At 67.4% G+C, this 14,086-nt stretch carries 15 protein-coding genes and 1 pseudogene; 5 read left to right on the forward strand and 11 right to left on the reverse strand.

Annotated features, from left to right (window positions below):
* Both I0Q12_RS11300 and map read right to left on the reverse strand, forming a co-directional pair.
* Positions 1 to 201, reverse strand: a pseudogene (locus tag I0Q12_RS11300) (hypothetical protein); the annotation flags it as partial.
* 104 nt (positions 202 to 305) lie between these two features.
* The gene (map, locus tag I0Q12_RS11305) at positions 306 to 1,079 is read right to left on the reverse strand and encodes a type I methionyl aminopeptidase (RefSeq protein WP_197252030.1); all 774 of its coding nucleotides are present in this window, start codon (positions 1,077 to 1,079) and stop codon (positions 306 to 308) included.
* Positions 1,080 to 1,176: 97 nt separating this feature from the next.
* Between map and I0Q12_RS11310 the strand changes: the two genes are divergently transcribed.
* Positions 1,177 to 1,443, forward strand: coding sequence for a helix-turn-helix domain-containing protein (locus tag I0Q12_RS11310; RefSeq protein ID WP_197252008.1), 267 nt, complete (start codon positions 1,177 to 1,179; stop codon positions 1,441 to 1,443).
* Between the two features lie 51 nt (positions 1,444 to 1,494).
* Here I0Q12_RS11310 and I0Q12_RS11315 read toward each other — a convergent pair whose 3' ends face one another.
* Positions 1,495 to 1,662 (reverse strand): hypothetical protein, encoded by a 168-nt coding sequence (locus I0Q12_RS11315; RefSeq protein WP_197252009.1) that lies wholly within the window; start codon positions 1,660 to 1,662, stop codon positions 1,495 to 1,497.
* A gap of 457 nt (positions 1,663 to 2,119) precedes the next feature.
* Between I0Q12_RS11315 and I0Q12_RS11320 the strand changes: the two genes are divergently transcribed.
* Both I0Q12_RS11320 and I0Q12_RS11325 read left to right on the forward strand, forming a co-directional pair.
* The gene (locus I0Q12_RS11320) at positions 2,120 to 2,425 is read left to right on the forward strand and encodes a hypothetical protein (protein WP_197252010.1); all 306 of its coding nucleotides are present in this window, start codon (positions 2,120 to 2,122) and stop codon (positions 2,423 to 2,425) included.
* 297 nt (positions 2,426 to 2,722) lie between these two features.
* Complete coding sequence (locus I0Q12_RS11325) at positions 2,723 to 3,547, forward strand: dienelactone hydrolase family protein (protein ID WP_197252011.1); 825 nt, start codon at positions 2,723 to 2,725, stop codon at positions 3,545 to 3,547.
* 133 nt (positions 3,548 to 3,680) lie between these two features.
* On the opposite strand, the gene I0Q12_RS11330 is transcribed toward I0Q12_RS11325, so the two are convergent.
* Genes I0Q12_RS11330 through I0Q12_RS11365 form a run of 8 tightly spaced genes read right to left on the reverse strand, consistent with a single transcriptional unit; the run spans position 3,681 to position 12,658 of the window.
* Positions 3,681 to 5,210, reverse strand: coding sequence for an NAD(P)/FAD-dependent oxidoreductase (locus I0Q12_RS11330; RefSeq protein ID WP_197252012.1), 1,530 nt, complete (start codon positions 5,208 to 5,210; stop codon positions 3,681 to 3,683).
* Complete coding sequence (locus I0Q12_RS11335; RefSeq protein ID WP_197252013.1) at positions 5,207 to 6,067, reverse strand: alpha/beta fold hydrolase; 861 nt, start codon at positions 6,065 to 6,067, stop codon at positions 5,207 to 5,209. The genes I0Q12_RS11330 and I0Q12_RS11335 overlap by 4 nt, the downstream gene beginning before the upstream one ends.
* Positions 6,067 to 6,831: an aspartate/glutamate racemase family protein gene (locus tag I0Q12_RS11340; RefSeq protein WP_197252014.1), complete on the reverse strand. Its 765-nt coding sequence runs from the start codon at positions 6,829 to 6,831 to the stop codon at positions 6,067 to 6,069. Before I0Q12_RS11340 ends, I0Q12_RS11335 begins: the two co-directional genes overlap by 1 nt.
* A complete protein-coding gene (locus I0Q12_RS11345; RefSeq protein WP_307846179.1) occupies positions 6,828 to 8,165 on the reverse strand; it encodes an acetylornithine deacetylase in 1,338 nt (445 codons plus the stop codon). The genes I0Q12_RS11340 and I0Q12_RS11345 overlap by 4 nt, the downstream gene beginning before the upstream one ends.
* Positions 8,162 to 9,493 carry an amidase gene (locus I0Q12_RS11350; protein WP_197252015.1) on the reverse strand — a complete coding sequence of 444 codons (1,332 nt, stop codon included), beginning with the start codon at positions 9,491 to 9,493 and terminating at the stop codon, positions 8,162 to 8,164. The genes I0Q12_RS11345 and I0Q12_RS11350 overlap by 4 nt, the downstream gene beginning before the upstream one ends.
* The gene (locus I0Q12_RS11355) at positions 9,490 to 10,368 is read right to left on the reverse strand and encodes a VOC family protein (RefSeq protein ID WP_197252016.1); all 879 of its coding nucleotides are present in this window, start codon (positions 10,366 to 10,368) and stop codon (positions 9,490 to 9,492) included. The genes I0Q12_RS11350 and I0Q12_RS11355 overlap by 4 nt, the downstream gene beginning before the upstream one ends.
* A gap of 37 nt (positions 10,369 to 10,405) precedes the next feature.
* Positions 10,406 to 11,461, reverse strand: a complete 1,056-nt coding sequence (locus tag I0Q12_RS11360; protein ID WP_197252017.1) for a 2Fe-2S iron-sulfur cluster binding domain-containing protein — start codon at positions 11,459 to 11,461, stop codon at positions 10,406 to 10,408.
* Positions 11,462 to 11,464: 3 nt separating this feature from the next.
* On the reverse strand, positions 11,465 to 12,658 hold the full coding sequence (locus tag I0Q12_RS11365; RefSeq protein ID WP_197252018.1) for a Rieske 2Fe-2S domain-containing protein: 1,194 nt from the start codon (positions 12,656 to 12,658) through the stop codon (positions 11,465 to 11,467).
* Positions 12,659 to 12,927: 269 nt separating this feature from the next.
* On the opposite strand from I0Q12_RS11365, the gene I0Q12_RS11370 reads away from it, so the two are divergent.
* Positions 12,928 to 13,542, forward strand: a complete 615-nt coding sequence (locus I0Q12_RS11370; RefSeq protein WP_197252019.1) for a winged helix DNA-binding protein — start codon at positions 12,928 to 12,930, stop codon at positions 13,540 to 13,542.
* Positions 13,543 to 13,620: 78 nt separating this feature from the next.
* Positions 13,621 to 14,086: AMP-binding protein (locus I0Q12_RS32625; protein WP_231610459.1), on the forward strand; the 466-nt coding region annotated here is incomplete at its 3' end.

The raw sequence follows: 14,086 nt of genomic DNA on the forward strand, positions 1-14,086 counted from the left end.
CTCGAGCCATTCCCCCGCGTCGGTGGTCACGGGGGTCAGCACGAGCAGCACGACGGCCAGCACGAGCGTGGGCCACACCAGCCGGACGCGCGCGACCGGCCAGAGCGCCGAGAGAACGACCCCGAGTGCGACGAGCGGCACGAGGACCACGATGGCATGAACGAGCAGGACATGGGCCGGAAGTCCGCCGATCAGGGTCATGGCACTCCGCTCTGGACGAGGCCGGCGCACCCGGCTCCAGCCGTGCGAACGAATCTAGTCGACGGTCGGCGTTCACCCCACCGGATCCGCGCACCGCACTCGGTTCAGAGACCCGCGGGAAGCGTGAGGATTTGTGCGTCGCCGTCGGTGATCGCGATGGTGTGTTCGCTGTGCGCGGTGCGCGATCCGTCCGCGGACCGGATGGTCCATCCGTCCGGGTCGTAGACGATCCGGTCGGTGCCCTGCGCGAACCACGGTTCGAGTGCCAGGGTCAGGCCGGGCTGCAGTTTCAGGCCGCGGCCGGGACGTCCCGTGTTGGGTACGTGCGGATCCTCGTGCATCGTGCGACCGAGGCCGTGGCCGCCGAATTCGGTGTTGACGAGATAGCCGTACTCGGCTGCCACTGCGCCGATCGCCGCCGAGATGTCGCCCAGTCTGTTGCCCGGTCGGGCCGCGGCGATTCCGGCTTCGAGGGCCCGTCCGGTGGCTTCGACGAGCCGCTGATCCTCGGGTCGCGGCGTGCCGACGATGACGGTGCGCGCGGAGTCGGCGACCCATCCGTCGATCGAGACCGCGATGTCCATGGTCAGCACGTCACCGTCCCGCAGCAGATAGTCGTGTGGAAGTCCGTGCAGGACAGCGTCGTTGACGGACAGACAGATGACGTTCCGGAACGGACCGCTACCGAAGGAGGGTGCATAGTCCCAATAGCAGGACTTCGCGCCGCGCTCGGCGATCAGGTGCCGCGCGCGATGTTCGAGATCGAGCAGGTTCACGCCCGGCTTGGCCATGGCGGTCAGGTCGTCGAGCAGATCGGCGATGAACGCGCCGGTCGTCCGCATGGCCGCGATCTCTTGTGTCGTCTTCAGTTCCAGCAACGATCTGCACTCCTGCATCGGTCGAAGAATCGGTATTAAAATACCACCCTAGCGGATCGAATCGGTATTTTCATACCGGTTCGGGTAGGGTGGCCCCATGGTCCGCCTCCCCCTGACCCCGGAACAGCTCGCCACGGGCAAACGCCTCGGCGAACACCTGCGCCGCGCGCGCGGCGGGCGCACCCTGGCCGACGTCGCGACCGCCGCGGGCATCTCCCCCGAAACCCTGCGCAAGATCGAAACCGGGCGGCTGGCGACACCGGCGTTCACCACGGTCGCCGCACTGGCGACCGAGCTGTCGATCTCGCTCGACGATCTTGCCCGCCACTGCCTGCCACCGGCCGATCTCGAACGAACAGGCTAGTGTTCCAGGTCAGGAATTCTGTTCGAGTATGAGGCGTGGCGCTCGAGGATCTCATTCGCAGTCTTTGGTCCAGATGCACGGCATGCGATCCGTGTTCCACTGCGCCTTGATCGCCGGCGTCTGGTGGGTGGCGTAGTTGCCGAGCACCGGATGACGATCGCGACCCTGAGGTGCCTGTTCGTCCTGCGTAACCAGAAGCGTCTCGAACTCTTTCGCCATCCCCTCAACGATCACCGGCTCCCTAGCAACCGGCGGTACACGATCCGACTTCAGGCATCTCGTCCCGATCGTGACAAGGTCAGCGTCGAGTCAGAAGAGTGTTGTCCCGTCGACCACTACCTGTACCGACTCCTTCCACAGCCGTGACGTGGCCGGTAGCTCCCATCGGTACGAACGCCCACAAGAATCGCCTTGCCCACACGATCGCTTGCCCGAACCGGCCGGCGAGACCCCACCCACGTTGCTCGCTTCGGCAAAGTCGAGTAGTGAACTACTCGCGACTGCCGTTCCCGGCTACGTCAGGATCGGATCATCCCGTCCACACCACTCGACACCGCATCGAGGGCGGGGACGTCGCCGCAGATCGCGACGGCCTGCCCCCGGATGACCGGGCGGGAGTCCCGGGCCCCGCGGGCGAAGCCCGACGGGTGTCCCGAAGCGAAGAAAGGATACGACCATGGCCAAAGACGTACGAGGCAACTGGGACCTGCATCAGAGCAACGGATTCACGTTGCACGTTCAAGTCGCCGACGAGGACCCCAACGGCTCGTTCACCGGACGAGCCAATATCCATGGCAAGGCAGGGTTTACACAGTTCAGGGACACTCGGGCGACTGACGACGAGTTCACATTCCTGATGGGTCGAGGCCGGTACACCGGGCGCTTCGACTTCCAGGGGCGGCTGACCGGAACCACATTCGACACAGCTCACCCGCAGAGCCAGGCCACGTGGTTTGCGGACAAACTGTTCGGATCACTGTAATCCACACCCCGACCGACACCCGACGAAGAGGAAGAGGTTGCACGCAGCCGGCTTCGGATGACCGAGCCACCATTCGAACGCGGACGGCGGAACTACCGGAGCCGGTTCTGCATCCCGTACAGCCTCGTCGGTCGTGACCGTTCGCGATCGAATCCCGAATCAGGAACAGAAGGCCCTACGCCGTACCCGGCCGAGGAACCAGGGTCCGCCCGACCGGGCGCTGATGGACAGTGGATCCGCCTGCACTCGCGCGAAAGCCGCACCGGCCTCACCCGCACCGGGATATCGTCACGATCCATGCCGGACGACTCCCTGCACGATCTCGACCGTGTCACCTTCACCCACGACGGCAAGACGCGCACGGTCTTCCGTCAGGGCACGGGACCGGCGGTGATCGTGATCGCCGAAATACCCGGCATCACACCGAAAGTGCTCGAGTTCGCCCGGCGCGTCTCGGCGATCGGCTGCACGGCCGTGCTGCCCCACCTGTTCGGCCGGCCCGGACAGGCCTACCCCGACCCCGAAGTGGACGGCTGGCTGCACCTCGGCCGTGTGTTCGCGGAGTCGATCGTTCCCGCCTGCATCAGTCGCGAATTCACCGTCCTTGCCACCGGCAAGACCTCCCCGGTCGTCTCGTGGCTGCGCGCCCTGGCCGCCGACGAACATCGTCGGTGCGGCGGGCCGGGGGTCGGAGCGGTCGGCATGTGCTTCACCGGCGGGTACGCCCTGGCGATGGCCACCGACGACCGTCTGCTGGCGCCGGTGCTCTCCCAGCCCTCGCTGCCGTACGGAATCACCGCACGACAACGACGTTCGATCGACATCTCCCCCGACGATCTGGCGAAGGTCAAACAGCGCTGCGCCAACGGACTCACGGTCCTGGGGCTGCGATTCAAGGGCGACAAGAACTGCCGTGCCGAACGCTTCGCCTATCTGCGCGAGCAGCTGGGCCCGGCATTCGTCGGTGTGGAGCTCGAGAACTCCGCCGCCAATCCCGCAGCGGCCCTCGGACCTCACTCGGTGCTCACCGAACACCTCATCGACGAACCCGGACAACCGACGCGGGACGCACTCGACCAGGTCCTCGACCTGTTCCGCACCCGGCTGTTCCCGCCGTTGTGACCCACCGCCTCGACCGTGGCGACACCGACAACCGGACTCGGCGCTGTACATGACCGCGACCCGCAGATCCCTCGTTGATCCGCGTGCCGGGACATACGGCAGCCGAGCCCTGTCGCACGATCGAGCCGAACGATCATGACGCTGTCGAGACCACCGTCCTTTCTTCGGTCACCGAGTGACGCCGCTTCAGCTCCCGGGCGGCGTGCCGGTACGAGGACGGGCGGGCAGGCAGCAGCCACTGCAGCAGTCGGGTGCCCGGGCCGACGTTCAGTCCGATCTCGTCGAGAACCTCGTCCACGTGCCGGAGAGAGAACGGGATGATGTTCGTGCCGCGGGCCTGCTTGCCCTCGGTACGGTCGATCATCCAGTCCAGTCGCGTGCGGACGAACGCGCGACGCTCCTCGACCGGCGGGGTCGCCCCTCCCAGCATGTGGTTGACGGTCCACAGTGCCGCCGCCTCGGCGCTGAGCGGGCTGAACAGCGAGGACCCGTAGCCGACGAAGTACAGATTGGACACCTCGTTCGGCAGGATCTGCCGGTACAGCAGGAAGTTGCCGTCGTCGTCGAACAGGCGTTCCTGCACCGTCGCCGACAGGAACGGCACTCGCTGCACGAACCCGGTCGCACAGACGACCACGTCCGCGGGCAGCACCGTGCCGTCGTCGAGTTCGGCGACCGGCCGCCCGTCCTTCTCCCTCAGCACCGCGATGGACCTTCCCCGCCGTACCGAGATCGTGCCGGCCTCGACCTTCTCGTAGAAGCCCTCGGTGGCGAGGCTGACCGCGTGACGCACGATCCGCTCGAACGAGCCCTCCGGCACCAGCCCGGTCCGGTCGAGCCGCAGTTGCCGACGCGCGACCCCCTCGATGCCGCCGAGCAACCCGTTGCGGACGAACCGCCCCGACCCGGTCAGGAACCGCCCGAATCCGCGTTGCTCGATGTGCTCGAACAGTCCCTCGCTGAGACGGGTGAGCAGGATGTACTTGTAGTTCAGCACGTTTGCGAGCTTGCGCGGCATCTTCCAGGTGACCTCACGGGCCACGACGGTGGTCGAGGCCGCGACGTCGCTCAATGCCTCGGCAACGTCGCAGGACGATTTGCCGTAGCCGACGACCAGCACGTCGCGGTCCGCGGCGTCGGCGAGGTCGTGGAAGTCCGACGCTGCGCAGAGCCGGCCTCCCGCCGCCTCGTACTCCTCCCGCCCCTCGTAGGGCGGGAGGAACGGGTCGCAGAAAATGCCGTTGGCGACCACCAGACGGTCGTACTCCTCGACCGCGGTCTCCCCCGAGACGACGTTCCGGCTGGTGACCGTCCAGCGCTGCGAGACGGGATCCTGGTCCGCCGAGACCACTTCGGTGCCCAAACGCAACAGGCGCCGGAGATCGAAGTGCTCGACATAGTCGTCGAGGTACCGCTGGACCTGTTCCCCGGTCGGCCACTCGGGATAGTCGGCCGGCATCGGAAAGTCGGAGAACGCGTACGTGCCCTTGTTGTTCTGGGTGGTGACACCGGGATACCGCCGCGTCACACTCCACACCCCACCGACGTCCGGGGTCCGATCGTAGACGTGGACGTCGAATCCGAACTCGGACAGCAGTTTCGCCGAACACAGGCCGGCGATCCCCGCACCGACCACCGCAACTCTTCGTCCCTGGCCGGTCATGACCGATCGGCCCCCGCGGTGTCCTCGGCGAAGAAGGCACTCACCAGCTGCTGGAAGCGTGCGGCATGCTCGATCTGTGTCCAGTGACCGCACTTGCCGAAGACGTGCAGCTGCGAATTCGGGATCAGGTCGAACATCTTCTGCGACGCCGCAACCGGCACCACCCGGTCCTCCCGGCCGTGCAGGATCAGCACCTCGTGCTCGATCGCGGCCAGGTCGGCGTCGGGCACGATCTGCGCGTCCAGCCACCGCTGGCGAGGCTCGGGGAAGACCTGTTCGAAGGCCTCCTGTGCGCCGGGCCGCGCCGTCGCGCGGTACCGCAGCTCGGCCAGCTCGTCGGTGACCAGCGACCGGTCGTAGGCCATGATGTCCATGATCTTCTTCATGTTCTCGACCGAGGGCGTGTAGCCCCACAGCGCGTCGAGTTCGGGCGTGAAGTCGAACTGCACACCCCCGGCTCCCATCAGCACGATCCGGCCGAGCCGCTGCGGATGCCGGACCGCCAGGTGCAACGCGAGGCCCCCACCGAACGAATTGCCGACCACGTGCACCTTCGGAATCTCGAGGGCGTCGAGCAGCGCGAGAATCTGATCGATCCAGGTATCGAAGATCTCGAAGCGGACCGGGTGCGGGAGCGTGGTGTACCCGAAACCGACCAGGTCGGGGGCGATCACCCGACGCTGCTCGGCGAGCACCGGGATCAGTCCCCGCCAGTTGGCCCACGCCGAGACGCCGGCGCCGGAACCGTGCAGCAGCAGCACCGGGATGCCGTCACCCGACCCTACGTCGTGGTAGTTGGTCTCGAACCCACCGGTTCGGATGGTCTGTGCAACTTCGGGATTGGTGTCGACCTGCATCAGGACTCCTTCGAGGGGAAGACGGATGCCACCGCGGCGAGCAGGTCGTCCTGCGGCCGTTCGGGCGAGGGGTATGCCTGCTTGCTGTGCGACAGGCCGGTCTGCACGAGCATTTCGCACATCTTGTAGGCCACGACACCGGGATTGAGCACCGGAACGTCGAGGACGGTGGACAGGTGGGCATGGCTCTGATGCATCGTCGTCGAACCGAGGATGATGACGTCGGCGCCGTCCTCCGCAACGGCGGCCTTCGCCTCGCGCTCGAGCGCCGCGAAGACGAAATCCTCCTTGCCCGCCAGCAATTCGGCAGCATCCGGGCGGACGCCGATGTCGCGCACCGACGCCAGTCGGGAGGTGATGCCGTTTTCGCGAGCAGCCTTGTGATAGAGCTCGTGCCATTGCGGCCACATGGTGACCACCGAGAACTTCTTGCCGAGCAGGCAGGCCAGCAGCATGGTGGCCTGGCTCGGCGCGACGACCGGGATGGACAGCCGGGACCGCAGGGCGGCGAGCGCCGAATCGCTCATCGAGTTCACGCAGACCCCGACGTAGCCCTGCTCCTCGGCGCGACAGCCCGCGTCGAGCACGAACGCGTCCGCGAGGGTCGTTTCGTAGGCGCTGTCGAGGCTGCCGCCGCCGTTGCGCGCCGAGACGAAGACGTTCTCGAACGCCGGGTGCACGAAGTCTCCGGAGAGCTGGGCAGCGAAGGCGTCCAGCGCCTCCGGCGGAACCGGGACGGGGACGATGTTCAGTACACGTTTCACAGGTCGAGTTCCTCTCGGGTACGGGTCAGGGTGTCCACGACGGCGAAGGCGATGGCACGGGTCGCCATCATCACGTCGGTCACCGAGGCGACACCCATGCCGCCGAGACCCTCGTTGAGTTCGGCCGGGGCAATTGCCGGCGGCCAAGGGTAACCGATTCGGGCACAAGGAATTCCGAGACGACGGATCAGAGTGCCGTCGGTCTGCCCACCCAGCAGAGGGGTGGACTCGTAGGGCTTGCCCTCGACTTCCTCCCAACCCCGTCGGCAGCTCTGGATGATCCAGTTGTCGGGGTCGGTCATGCCGCCCGGGAGGGACCCGTACATCTCCCAGTCCAGTTCGATGTCGGGATGTCGCGTGCGCAGGGCGCGGATCATCTCGGCGAACTGATGCCGCACCTCGCCGGGTGTGGTCCGCGGATTGACCCGCACATCGAGATAGATCTCCGTCGCCGCGGACGGGAAGGCCGGCTTGTCGGGACTGCCGGACCGGACCGCCGAGATCCAGCCCTCCGGCAGCGTCGACCCGGAGGTGTTGCGCGCCGTGTACTCCGGCAGCCACGCTTCGATCTCCTGGATCACCGTGGCGGCGGGCACGATCGAGGATCGGAAACCCTCGGTGCCGCGGCTGATGCCCGCGTACCCGAACGTGCCGCGCACCGTCACCTTGAACCAGCACATCCCGGGTTCCTCCGGGTACACCGCCCACCACGGCTTCAGCACGATCGCGTGATCGGGCATCATGCCGTGGGTGAGCAGATGGAACACCCCGGAGCTCATCCCGACCTGATCGCGATTGCTCATGCTCACCGGCATCCCGCCGCCCGCGAAGCCGATCGCCAGATCGCCGAGCAGCGGCAGGTCCGCGTCGACGACCGCGTGCAGCACCTCGGTCAGCCCCGCCACCATGCACTTCGGGTTCGAGGCGCCGAGCCCGATCACCAGATCGCCGTCGACCTTCGCCTCGGGAATCATGTCGGGCCGCAACGACTTCCCGACCCACGGCACGTCGGCCTCGGGATCGATGTGGGTGTCGATGGGCGCGTACAGCAGCAATCGGCTTCCGCCACCGCTACCCCGTAGCTCGCCGATCGCATTGCCGGTGTGCTCGGAGATCGGCTGGTACCGGGCGTCGATTCCGACGTTCTCCTGCAGGTAGCTCGCCATGTGCTCGGATGCAGGACGCTCCCGGCCGGTCGGGCTGTGGATGTTCACCAGGTCGACGAGCAGATCCCGGAATCGATCGGGATTCAGTTTCGCGCAGACCTTCTCGTACATCTCCCGCCGGGCGGGATCGAGTGTCGCGGCGTCCGTGGTGTCGAGAGTGTCGGTCACGGTCGGCCCCCTTCGTGGACTTCGAAGCGATGCGCCAGTCCGACGCGATCGGTCAGGCACGTCGCGATGCGGACCAGCCCCTGGTCGGCGTGGTGCGGCGCGATGAGCTGGATACCGAGGGGCAGGCCCTCGACCCCGCGCCCGGCGGGCAGGCCGACCGCCGGGCACCCGGCGATGCTGGCGAGCTTGTTGAACACCGGGTCGCCGGTGCCGGACTCGATCGGCGGGGCCTCGCCCGGTGCCGCGAGCGTGACCAGCACATCGATCTCGACGAACGCATGTCCGACGAACGTACGCACGTCCCGCAGCACCTGGCGCGCCCGCTGGACCTCGCTGGGAGCGGCGGTGCGCCCGTCGTGGAGGAACCGGTGCAACTGCTCCGAGACCCGTTCGACATGCGGGCGCGCGATGCGGTCGGTGAGCGAGGCGGACGCCTCGACGGCCATGACCAGGGTGTGCGCCCGGTCCAGCACGTCCAGTTCGTCCGGTACCGGCACGTCCCGCACGTCTGCCACGACCCCGCGCAGGTTCTCCGCGAACTCGTCGAGCAGCGCCGCCGCGGCCGGGGTGGCCCGGTCCGCCCACGGGGGCCGGAGAATCCCCACGCGCAGGTTCCGCAACGCGGGAAGCACCGCGGCCGGCGGGGTGGTGGCCCCGTCGGTCGAGAGCGACTCGTCGATCGCCCCCAGCCACGCCGGATGGCGGGCGAAGGCGCCGACGGTGTCGAAGGTGAGCGCCACGGGCAGGACCCCGTCGAACGGCCACCGCCCGTAGGTCGGTTTCAGGGTGAACACCCCGCAGAACGAGCCCGGCCGCAGCACCGATCCTGCGGTCTGGGTACCGAGCGCGAGCGGCACCTGACCGTCCGCGACCGCGGCCGCGGAGCCGCTCGACGACCCGCCCGGTGTTCGATCGAGTCCGTGCGGGTTCCGGGTGGCGGTGGACCGGTAGGTGGCGAACTCCGTGGTGGTCGTCTTGCCGAGGATCACCGCGCCGCCCCGCCGGAGCCGACGGACCACCTCGGCGTCCTGCGCGGGTTGCCACCCGGACCACAGGTCGGATCCGTAGCCGGTCGGCTGGTCGCCGGTCTCGATGATGTCCTTGAGCCCGAACGGGATACCGTGCAGGGGCGACCGTCGCGGCTCGGCGTCCCGCGCCCGTGCCTGTTCGAGGGCGAGCGCCGGATCGAGGTGCGCCCACGCTCCGATTTCATGGTCGCGCTGCGTGATCCGGTCCAGACAGCGCTCGACGGCAGAGACGCTGGGGTGCTCGTCGGCGAGGATATCGGCGATCGGAGAGACGGCCTCGGTGCCGGTCACGGTACTCATCCGACCTTCTGCGGCTCGTGGCCCCACCGCGACGGCGAGCGGAAGGTCTTGACCTCCCAGTCGTCGGAGTCGATCGTGTCGCCTCCGTAGCCGATCTCGATCGCGAAGCCGGACGGTGTGCGCATGTAGAACGAGGTGACGCCGTCGTTGGTGTGCCGGCCGAAGGTCATCTGCAGCGCGATGCCCGCGCCGGTGACGAGATCGTAGGCGCGGCCCACGTCGTCGAGCGATTTCGTCTCGATCATCAGGTGGTTGAAGTCACCGCCGGTGAAGCTGAAGCACTCGTTCATCAGCGCCAGGCTGTGGTGCCGCGGATTGCAGTGCAGGAAGGTGGCGTCCGCACCGTCCCAGACGATGTAGTCGGTGAGCTCGAAGCCGAGGACGCGGGTGTAGAAGTCGACCGCGGCCGGGTAGTCCCGGCACATCAGGACCACGTGACCGAGACCCAGTTCACCGGTGACGAAGCCACTGATCACCCCTCCCCCGGCGAGCGGGGTGTGGTCGATGGTGGGTCCGAACACGACCTCGTTGGGGAAACCTTCGGCGTCGGTGAACCGGAATGCCGCGACGGCCAGTCTCTCCTCCGGCGCTCCGGTGTCGATCCAGTCGACGTCGATACCTTCGGCCGCGACCCGCTCCGCGACGTCGCGCAGGTCGTCGAGGCTGTCGACCTCCCAGGTGATGGCCCGGACCCGGTCCTCGTTCGCGGGGTACAACGCGATGCGGTGGTGGTGGTCGTCGAGCCGGATCAGCAGGGGATCGCTGTCGTTGTGCCGGGGGCGTGCCTGCAGGCCGAGCAGATCGACCAGAACCTGGCGCCAGGTGTCGAGGTCGGTGACGTCGACGCTCAGAGCGCCCAAGCGGGTGATGCTCATATCGTCCTCTGTTTCGAAAAGGGGGGCCGCGGAGCGGCTAGCTGGGAAGGAATTGCTCGGCGTGGATGCGCTCGGCGGGCAGGCCGAGTTCGACCAGCCGGTCGTGTGCGGCGGCGAGCATCGCCGGCGGTCCGCACAGGTAGGCGGAGGTGCGCGGGTCGCGGACGTCGTCCTCGGTGAGGACGCTGACCGGGTTCCCGGTCAGGACCTCGTCGATGGAGGTCGGCTCGTCGCACGTCACCCGGACGTCGAGAGTGCGCATGAAGCTCCGGCGGGCGTCGAGTTCGTCGAGGTGGAACAGGTCCACCTCCCGGGCGCAGCCGAACACCAAGCGGATCGGGTGGTCCTCGCGGTCGGTCTGCAGGTTCTCGAGCATGGACAGCATCGGTGCGAGACCGGTGCCGCCGGCGATCATCAGCGTGGGTCCCGGTTCCTCCGCGAGGCCGAATCCGCCGATGGGACCTTCGATTTCGATCAGGTCACCGACGGAGGCGGCGGCGCGCAGGTAGTCCGACATCGCCCCGGACGGCAGGACTCGAATGGTGAAGGCGAGTTTCTTGCGGTCCCGCTCACCGGAGGCCATCGAGTACGAGCGCCACTCGTCGGTGCCCGGTACCCGCATCCGGACGTACTGACCGGCACGGAAGGCGAACCGGACGGACTTCGGCAGCTTGAGCACGAACTCGACCACCGACTCACCGAGCCAGGTGATCGCCCCGACCTTGGCGGTGGCGGCGACGAGCGGGTACTCGTCGAGCATCGAGGCCGGGTAGTCGAGCTCGACCTCGCTGTCCGCGCACGCCACCGACTGGCACAGCAGTCGCTGTCCATCGCGAATCTCGTCCTGCCGCAACGAGAACACGCGATCCTCGGGCATCGCGAGGTCGCCACGGACGACCTTGCCGACGCACGTGCCGCACGTGCCGACCGTGCACTGGCTGACCAGACGGACCCCGGCGGCCGTCGCCGCCTCGAGGACCGTCGAACCGGCCGGCACGGTCACCGTCCTGGTGCCGTCCGCGAACGTCAGGTCTACCGTGTGGGCGACGCCGGCCTCGGACGCCGCCACCGCTTCGGTCGGGGTGATCGTCATGGGTCAGTCCTCGTCCAGGTACGGCGACTCGAAGAACCCGCGCGGATGACGGGCCGCCATCTTGCGCCACGCGATGATGGAATAGTCCATGTCGCAGAGCATTTCGTTGTTCCAGCCGTCGAAACGGGTGTAGTGCTCCTCGGTGGCCTCACGGGCGAAGACGTCGCTGTTGTTGAAGCCCTCGAGCGCCAGCGGCAGCATGAAGTTGTCGTACTTGAAGTTGAACTCCGCGATCTCCTCGTCGGTGCGGGCGCGGGTGGCGATGACCTCCCAGTACTCGTGGTGGTGGTCGTCGATCGGGACGTAGAACTCGTACTGGACGTGATCGGTGATCGGCCAGTGCTCGACCATCAGAACGCCGGGAACCCACAGCGAGGTGCGGAAGTAGTGCGGCACCGTGCCGCGGGCCTTCATGTTGACCTTGGGGTTGTCGAGGACCGGCTGGTACAGGTCGGGGCGGTCGTAACGGTTCATCACGCCCTTGGGACCGTTCTCGATGTCGATCTCCTCGGTCGCCGAGTCGGTGAGCGCGTTGACGCCGAGGGGCAGGGCACGGTCGAGGGCGACGAGGATCTGGTTGTCCCAGTGCACCAGCAGGTGGCCCGGGTCGAGGCCGTTCTCCGCGGCGAGGCGCCAGTTGCCGACCAGCTTGCGGTGGATCCCACGGATCACGACACCTTCGTCGAGCAGGTGCGGAACCGGAGAATCGTTGGGGTCGTTGGTAACCGGAGCCGGAAGGTCGCTGGCCAACGGCGGCGGAGTCCCGAAGTCCTCCTCACCCACGAACACGTAGATGATCCCGTTCGCCTCTTCCACCGGATATGTCCGGATGCGGGCCTTTCCGATCAGCGAGTCGTCGGGATTGCCGACGATCGTGGTCAGACTCCCGTCGTCGAGTCCGTAGGTGAAGCCGTGGTACCAGCAGGTGATCGTGCCCTCGGACAGGCACATCGGCTTCGCCGAGAGCTTCACGCCTCGGTGGATACACCGGTCCGACACCGCGTAGGCCTTGCCTGCGCTACGGCGCAGGGCAATGTCGTGCCCGCCGATGGTGACGCCCTTGGCGGTGCCGTCCTCGAGTTCACTGGACAGCAGGGCCGGGTACCAGTGATTGGCGAATCCCCAGTCCGCCTGGACATACGGGGCGTACTGGCGGGTGACGCCCGCCGAGGATCCACTGTGCGAAATAGCGGTCATGGAATGACCTCCCTGGAGGTGGTGATTGTGGGATCGGTCGCGATCTTGTGGGCTGAGACGCAACCGGGATGAGAACCCGCGAATCGGGTGATCCGAGAAGTGGAGCGACACTCACTGTGTCCGACACCACAATATCGAACTTCGATCGAGAGTCAATGGAAATTTCGTGCAATTTTCATTGATGCTGTGCGGCCGGGCTTGGTACCGTTGACCAGCGCGGCGCACCGCGTCGCGGGGCGATGAGCCCGGGCCGACCCCGGAAGACAGTGATGACCAGCGCAGACTCCGAGCCGACCGACGACAACACCCCCCTGCCCGACGGCAGGCGCTGGCATCTCGCCGAGAACGCCTATGAGGACGCGTTGACGTCCTTCGAGTTCGCAATCCTCCAGGCCGAGGGCGGGTTCCAACGCTTCGCCGTCCAGGCGATCCGGACGGCCACCGACCTCGACCTGGCGTTCAACGAGATCGTGGCGCTGCACGTCGTCCGGATGCAGGAACGGTCCAAGGACACTGCGACGATCGCTCAACTGACCAACCGGGAGGATCTGCCGAACCTGCAGTACAACCTCCGCAAACTCGTCACCCTCGGCCTGCTCGAACGACGGAAGGCCGGCACCTCGTCCGTCTTCACCGTCACCGAGAAGGGTCGGGCCGTCACCGACCGCTACGCCCAGTTGCGCCGCGAGACCCTCGTGTCCAAACTCGAGGAACTCAGCGACATCACCACGAAGATGCGGCACGCGTCGCGATCGATGCAGGTGCTCACCGGCCTGTACGAGGCCGCGAGCCGCGAACTCGCCACCATCAACACGGCCGTGCTGTTCGAGCCCCTCGAGAACGGATCGCGACCCCGCCGCTCGGCGAAGCGCACCTCCGACTGACCGACCCCCTCATCCATCCCCCCTATGCACCCGGGTCTCCCGGGTGCGTCACCGGCGACCCCTGAAAAGGATCGACACATGACCGACGACACCCGGCCGTTGCTGGCCGCGCTCTCCCCCGACGCCGAGGACCGCCCGGCAGTCCGGGTCGGCGATCGGGCACTCTCCCGTTCGGAACTGACCGCCGCTGCGGCGGCCGTGGCCGACCGGGTCGCCGGGGCGAGTGCCGTCGCCATCGATGCGACCGCAAGCCTCGAGACGATCGTCGCCGTCACCGGCTGCCTGACCGCCGGTGTCCCCGTGGTGCCGGTGCCCCCGGACTCCGGCCCTGCCGAGCGTGGACACATCCTGACCGACTCCCGCGCGCAACTCTGGCTCGGCGACCCTCGCGAGGACGTCGCGCTCGAGACCGTCCCGGTCGACATCACTGCCCGATCCGGTTCGACTCACCGAGAACCGGCCGCCGACCGAACCGCGATGATCATGTACACCTCCGGGACGACCGGTGCACCGAAGGGTGTGCTGCTCTCCCGCTCGGCCGTGG

This window comes from Rhodococcus sp. CX (assembly GCF_015865005.1).
GTDB lineage: Bacteria > Actinomycetota > Actinomycetes > Mycobacteriales > Mycobacteriaceae > Rhodococcus.

What these genes read in the sequence shown, in the direction of transcription:
- I0Q12_RS11310 (WP_197252008.1), top strand. Translation starts at nt 1,177, where the DNA reads ATGGTCCGCCTCCCCCTGACCCCGGAACAGCTCGCCACGGGCAAACGC.
- I0Q12_RS11315 (WP_197252009.1), bottom strand. Translation starts at nt 1,662, where the DNA reads ATGGCGAAAGAGTTCGAGACGCTTCTGGTTACGCAGGACGAACAGGCA.
- I0Q12_RS11320 (WP_197252010.1), top strand. Translation starts at nt 2,120, where the DNA reads ATGGCCAAAGACGTACGAGGCAACTGGGACCTGCATCAGAGCAACGGA.
- I0Q12_RS11325 (WP_197252011.1), top strand. Translation starts at nt 2,723, where the DNA reads ATGCCGGACGACTCCCTGCACGATCTCGACCGTGTCACCTTCACCCAC.
- I0Q12_RS11330 (WP_197252012.1), bottom strand. Translation starts at nt 5,210, where the DNA reads ATGACCGGCCAGGGACGAAGAGTTGCGGTGGTCGGTGCGGGGATCGCC.
- I0Q12_RS11335 (WP_197252013.1), bottom strand. Translation starts at nt 6,067, where the DNA reads ATGCAGGTCGACACCAATCCCGAAGTTGCACAGACCATCCGAACCGGT.
- I0Q12_RS11350 (WP_197252015.1), bottom strand. Translation starts at nt 9,493, where the DNA reads ATGAGTACCGTGACCGGCACCGAGGCCGTCTCTCCGATCGCCGATATC.
- I0Q12_RS11355 (WP_197252016.1), bottom strand. Translation starts at nt 10,368, where the DNA reads ATGAGCATCACCCGCTTGGGCGCTCTGAGCGTCGACGTCACCGACCTC.
- I0Q12_RS11360 (WP_197252017.1), bottom strand. Translation starts at nt 11,461, where the DNA reads ATGACGATCACCCCGACCGAAGCGGTGGCGGCGTCCGAGGCCGGCGTC.
- I0Q12_RS11365 (WP_197252018.1), bottom strand. Translation starts at nt 12,658, where the DNA reads ATGACCGCTATTTCGCACAGTGGATCCTCGGCGGGCGTCACCCGCCAG.
- I0Q12_RS11370 (WP_197252019.1), top strand. Translation starts at nt 12,928, where the DNA reads ATGACCAGCGCAGACTCCGAGCCGACCGACGACAACACCCCCCTGCCC.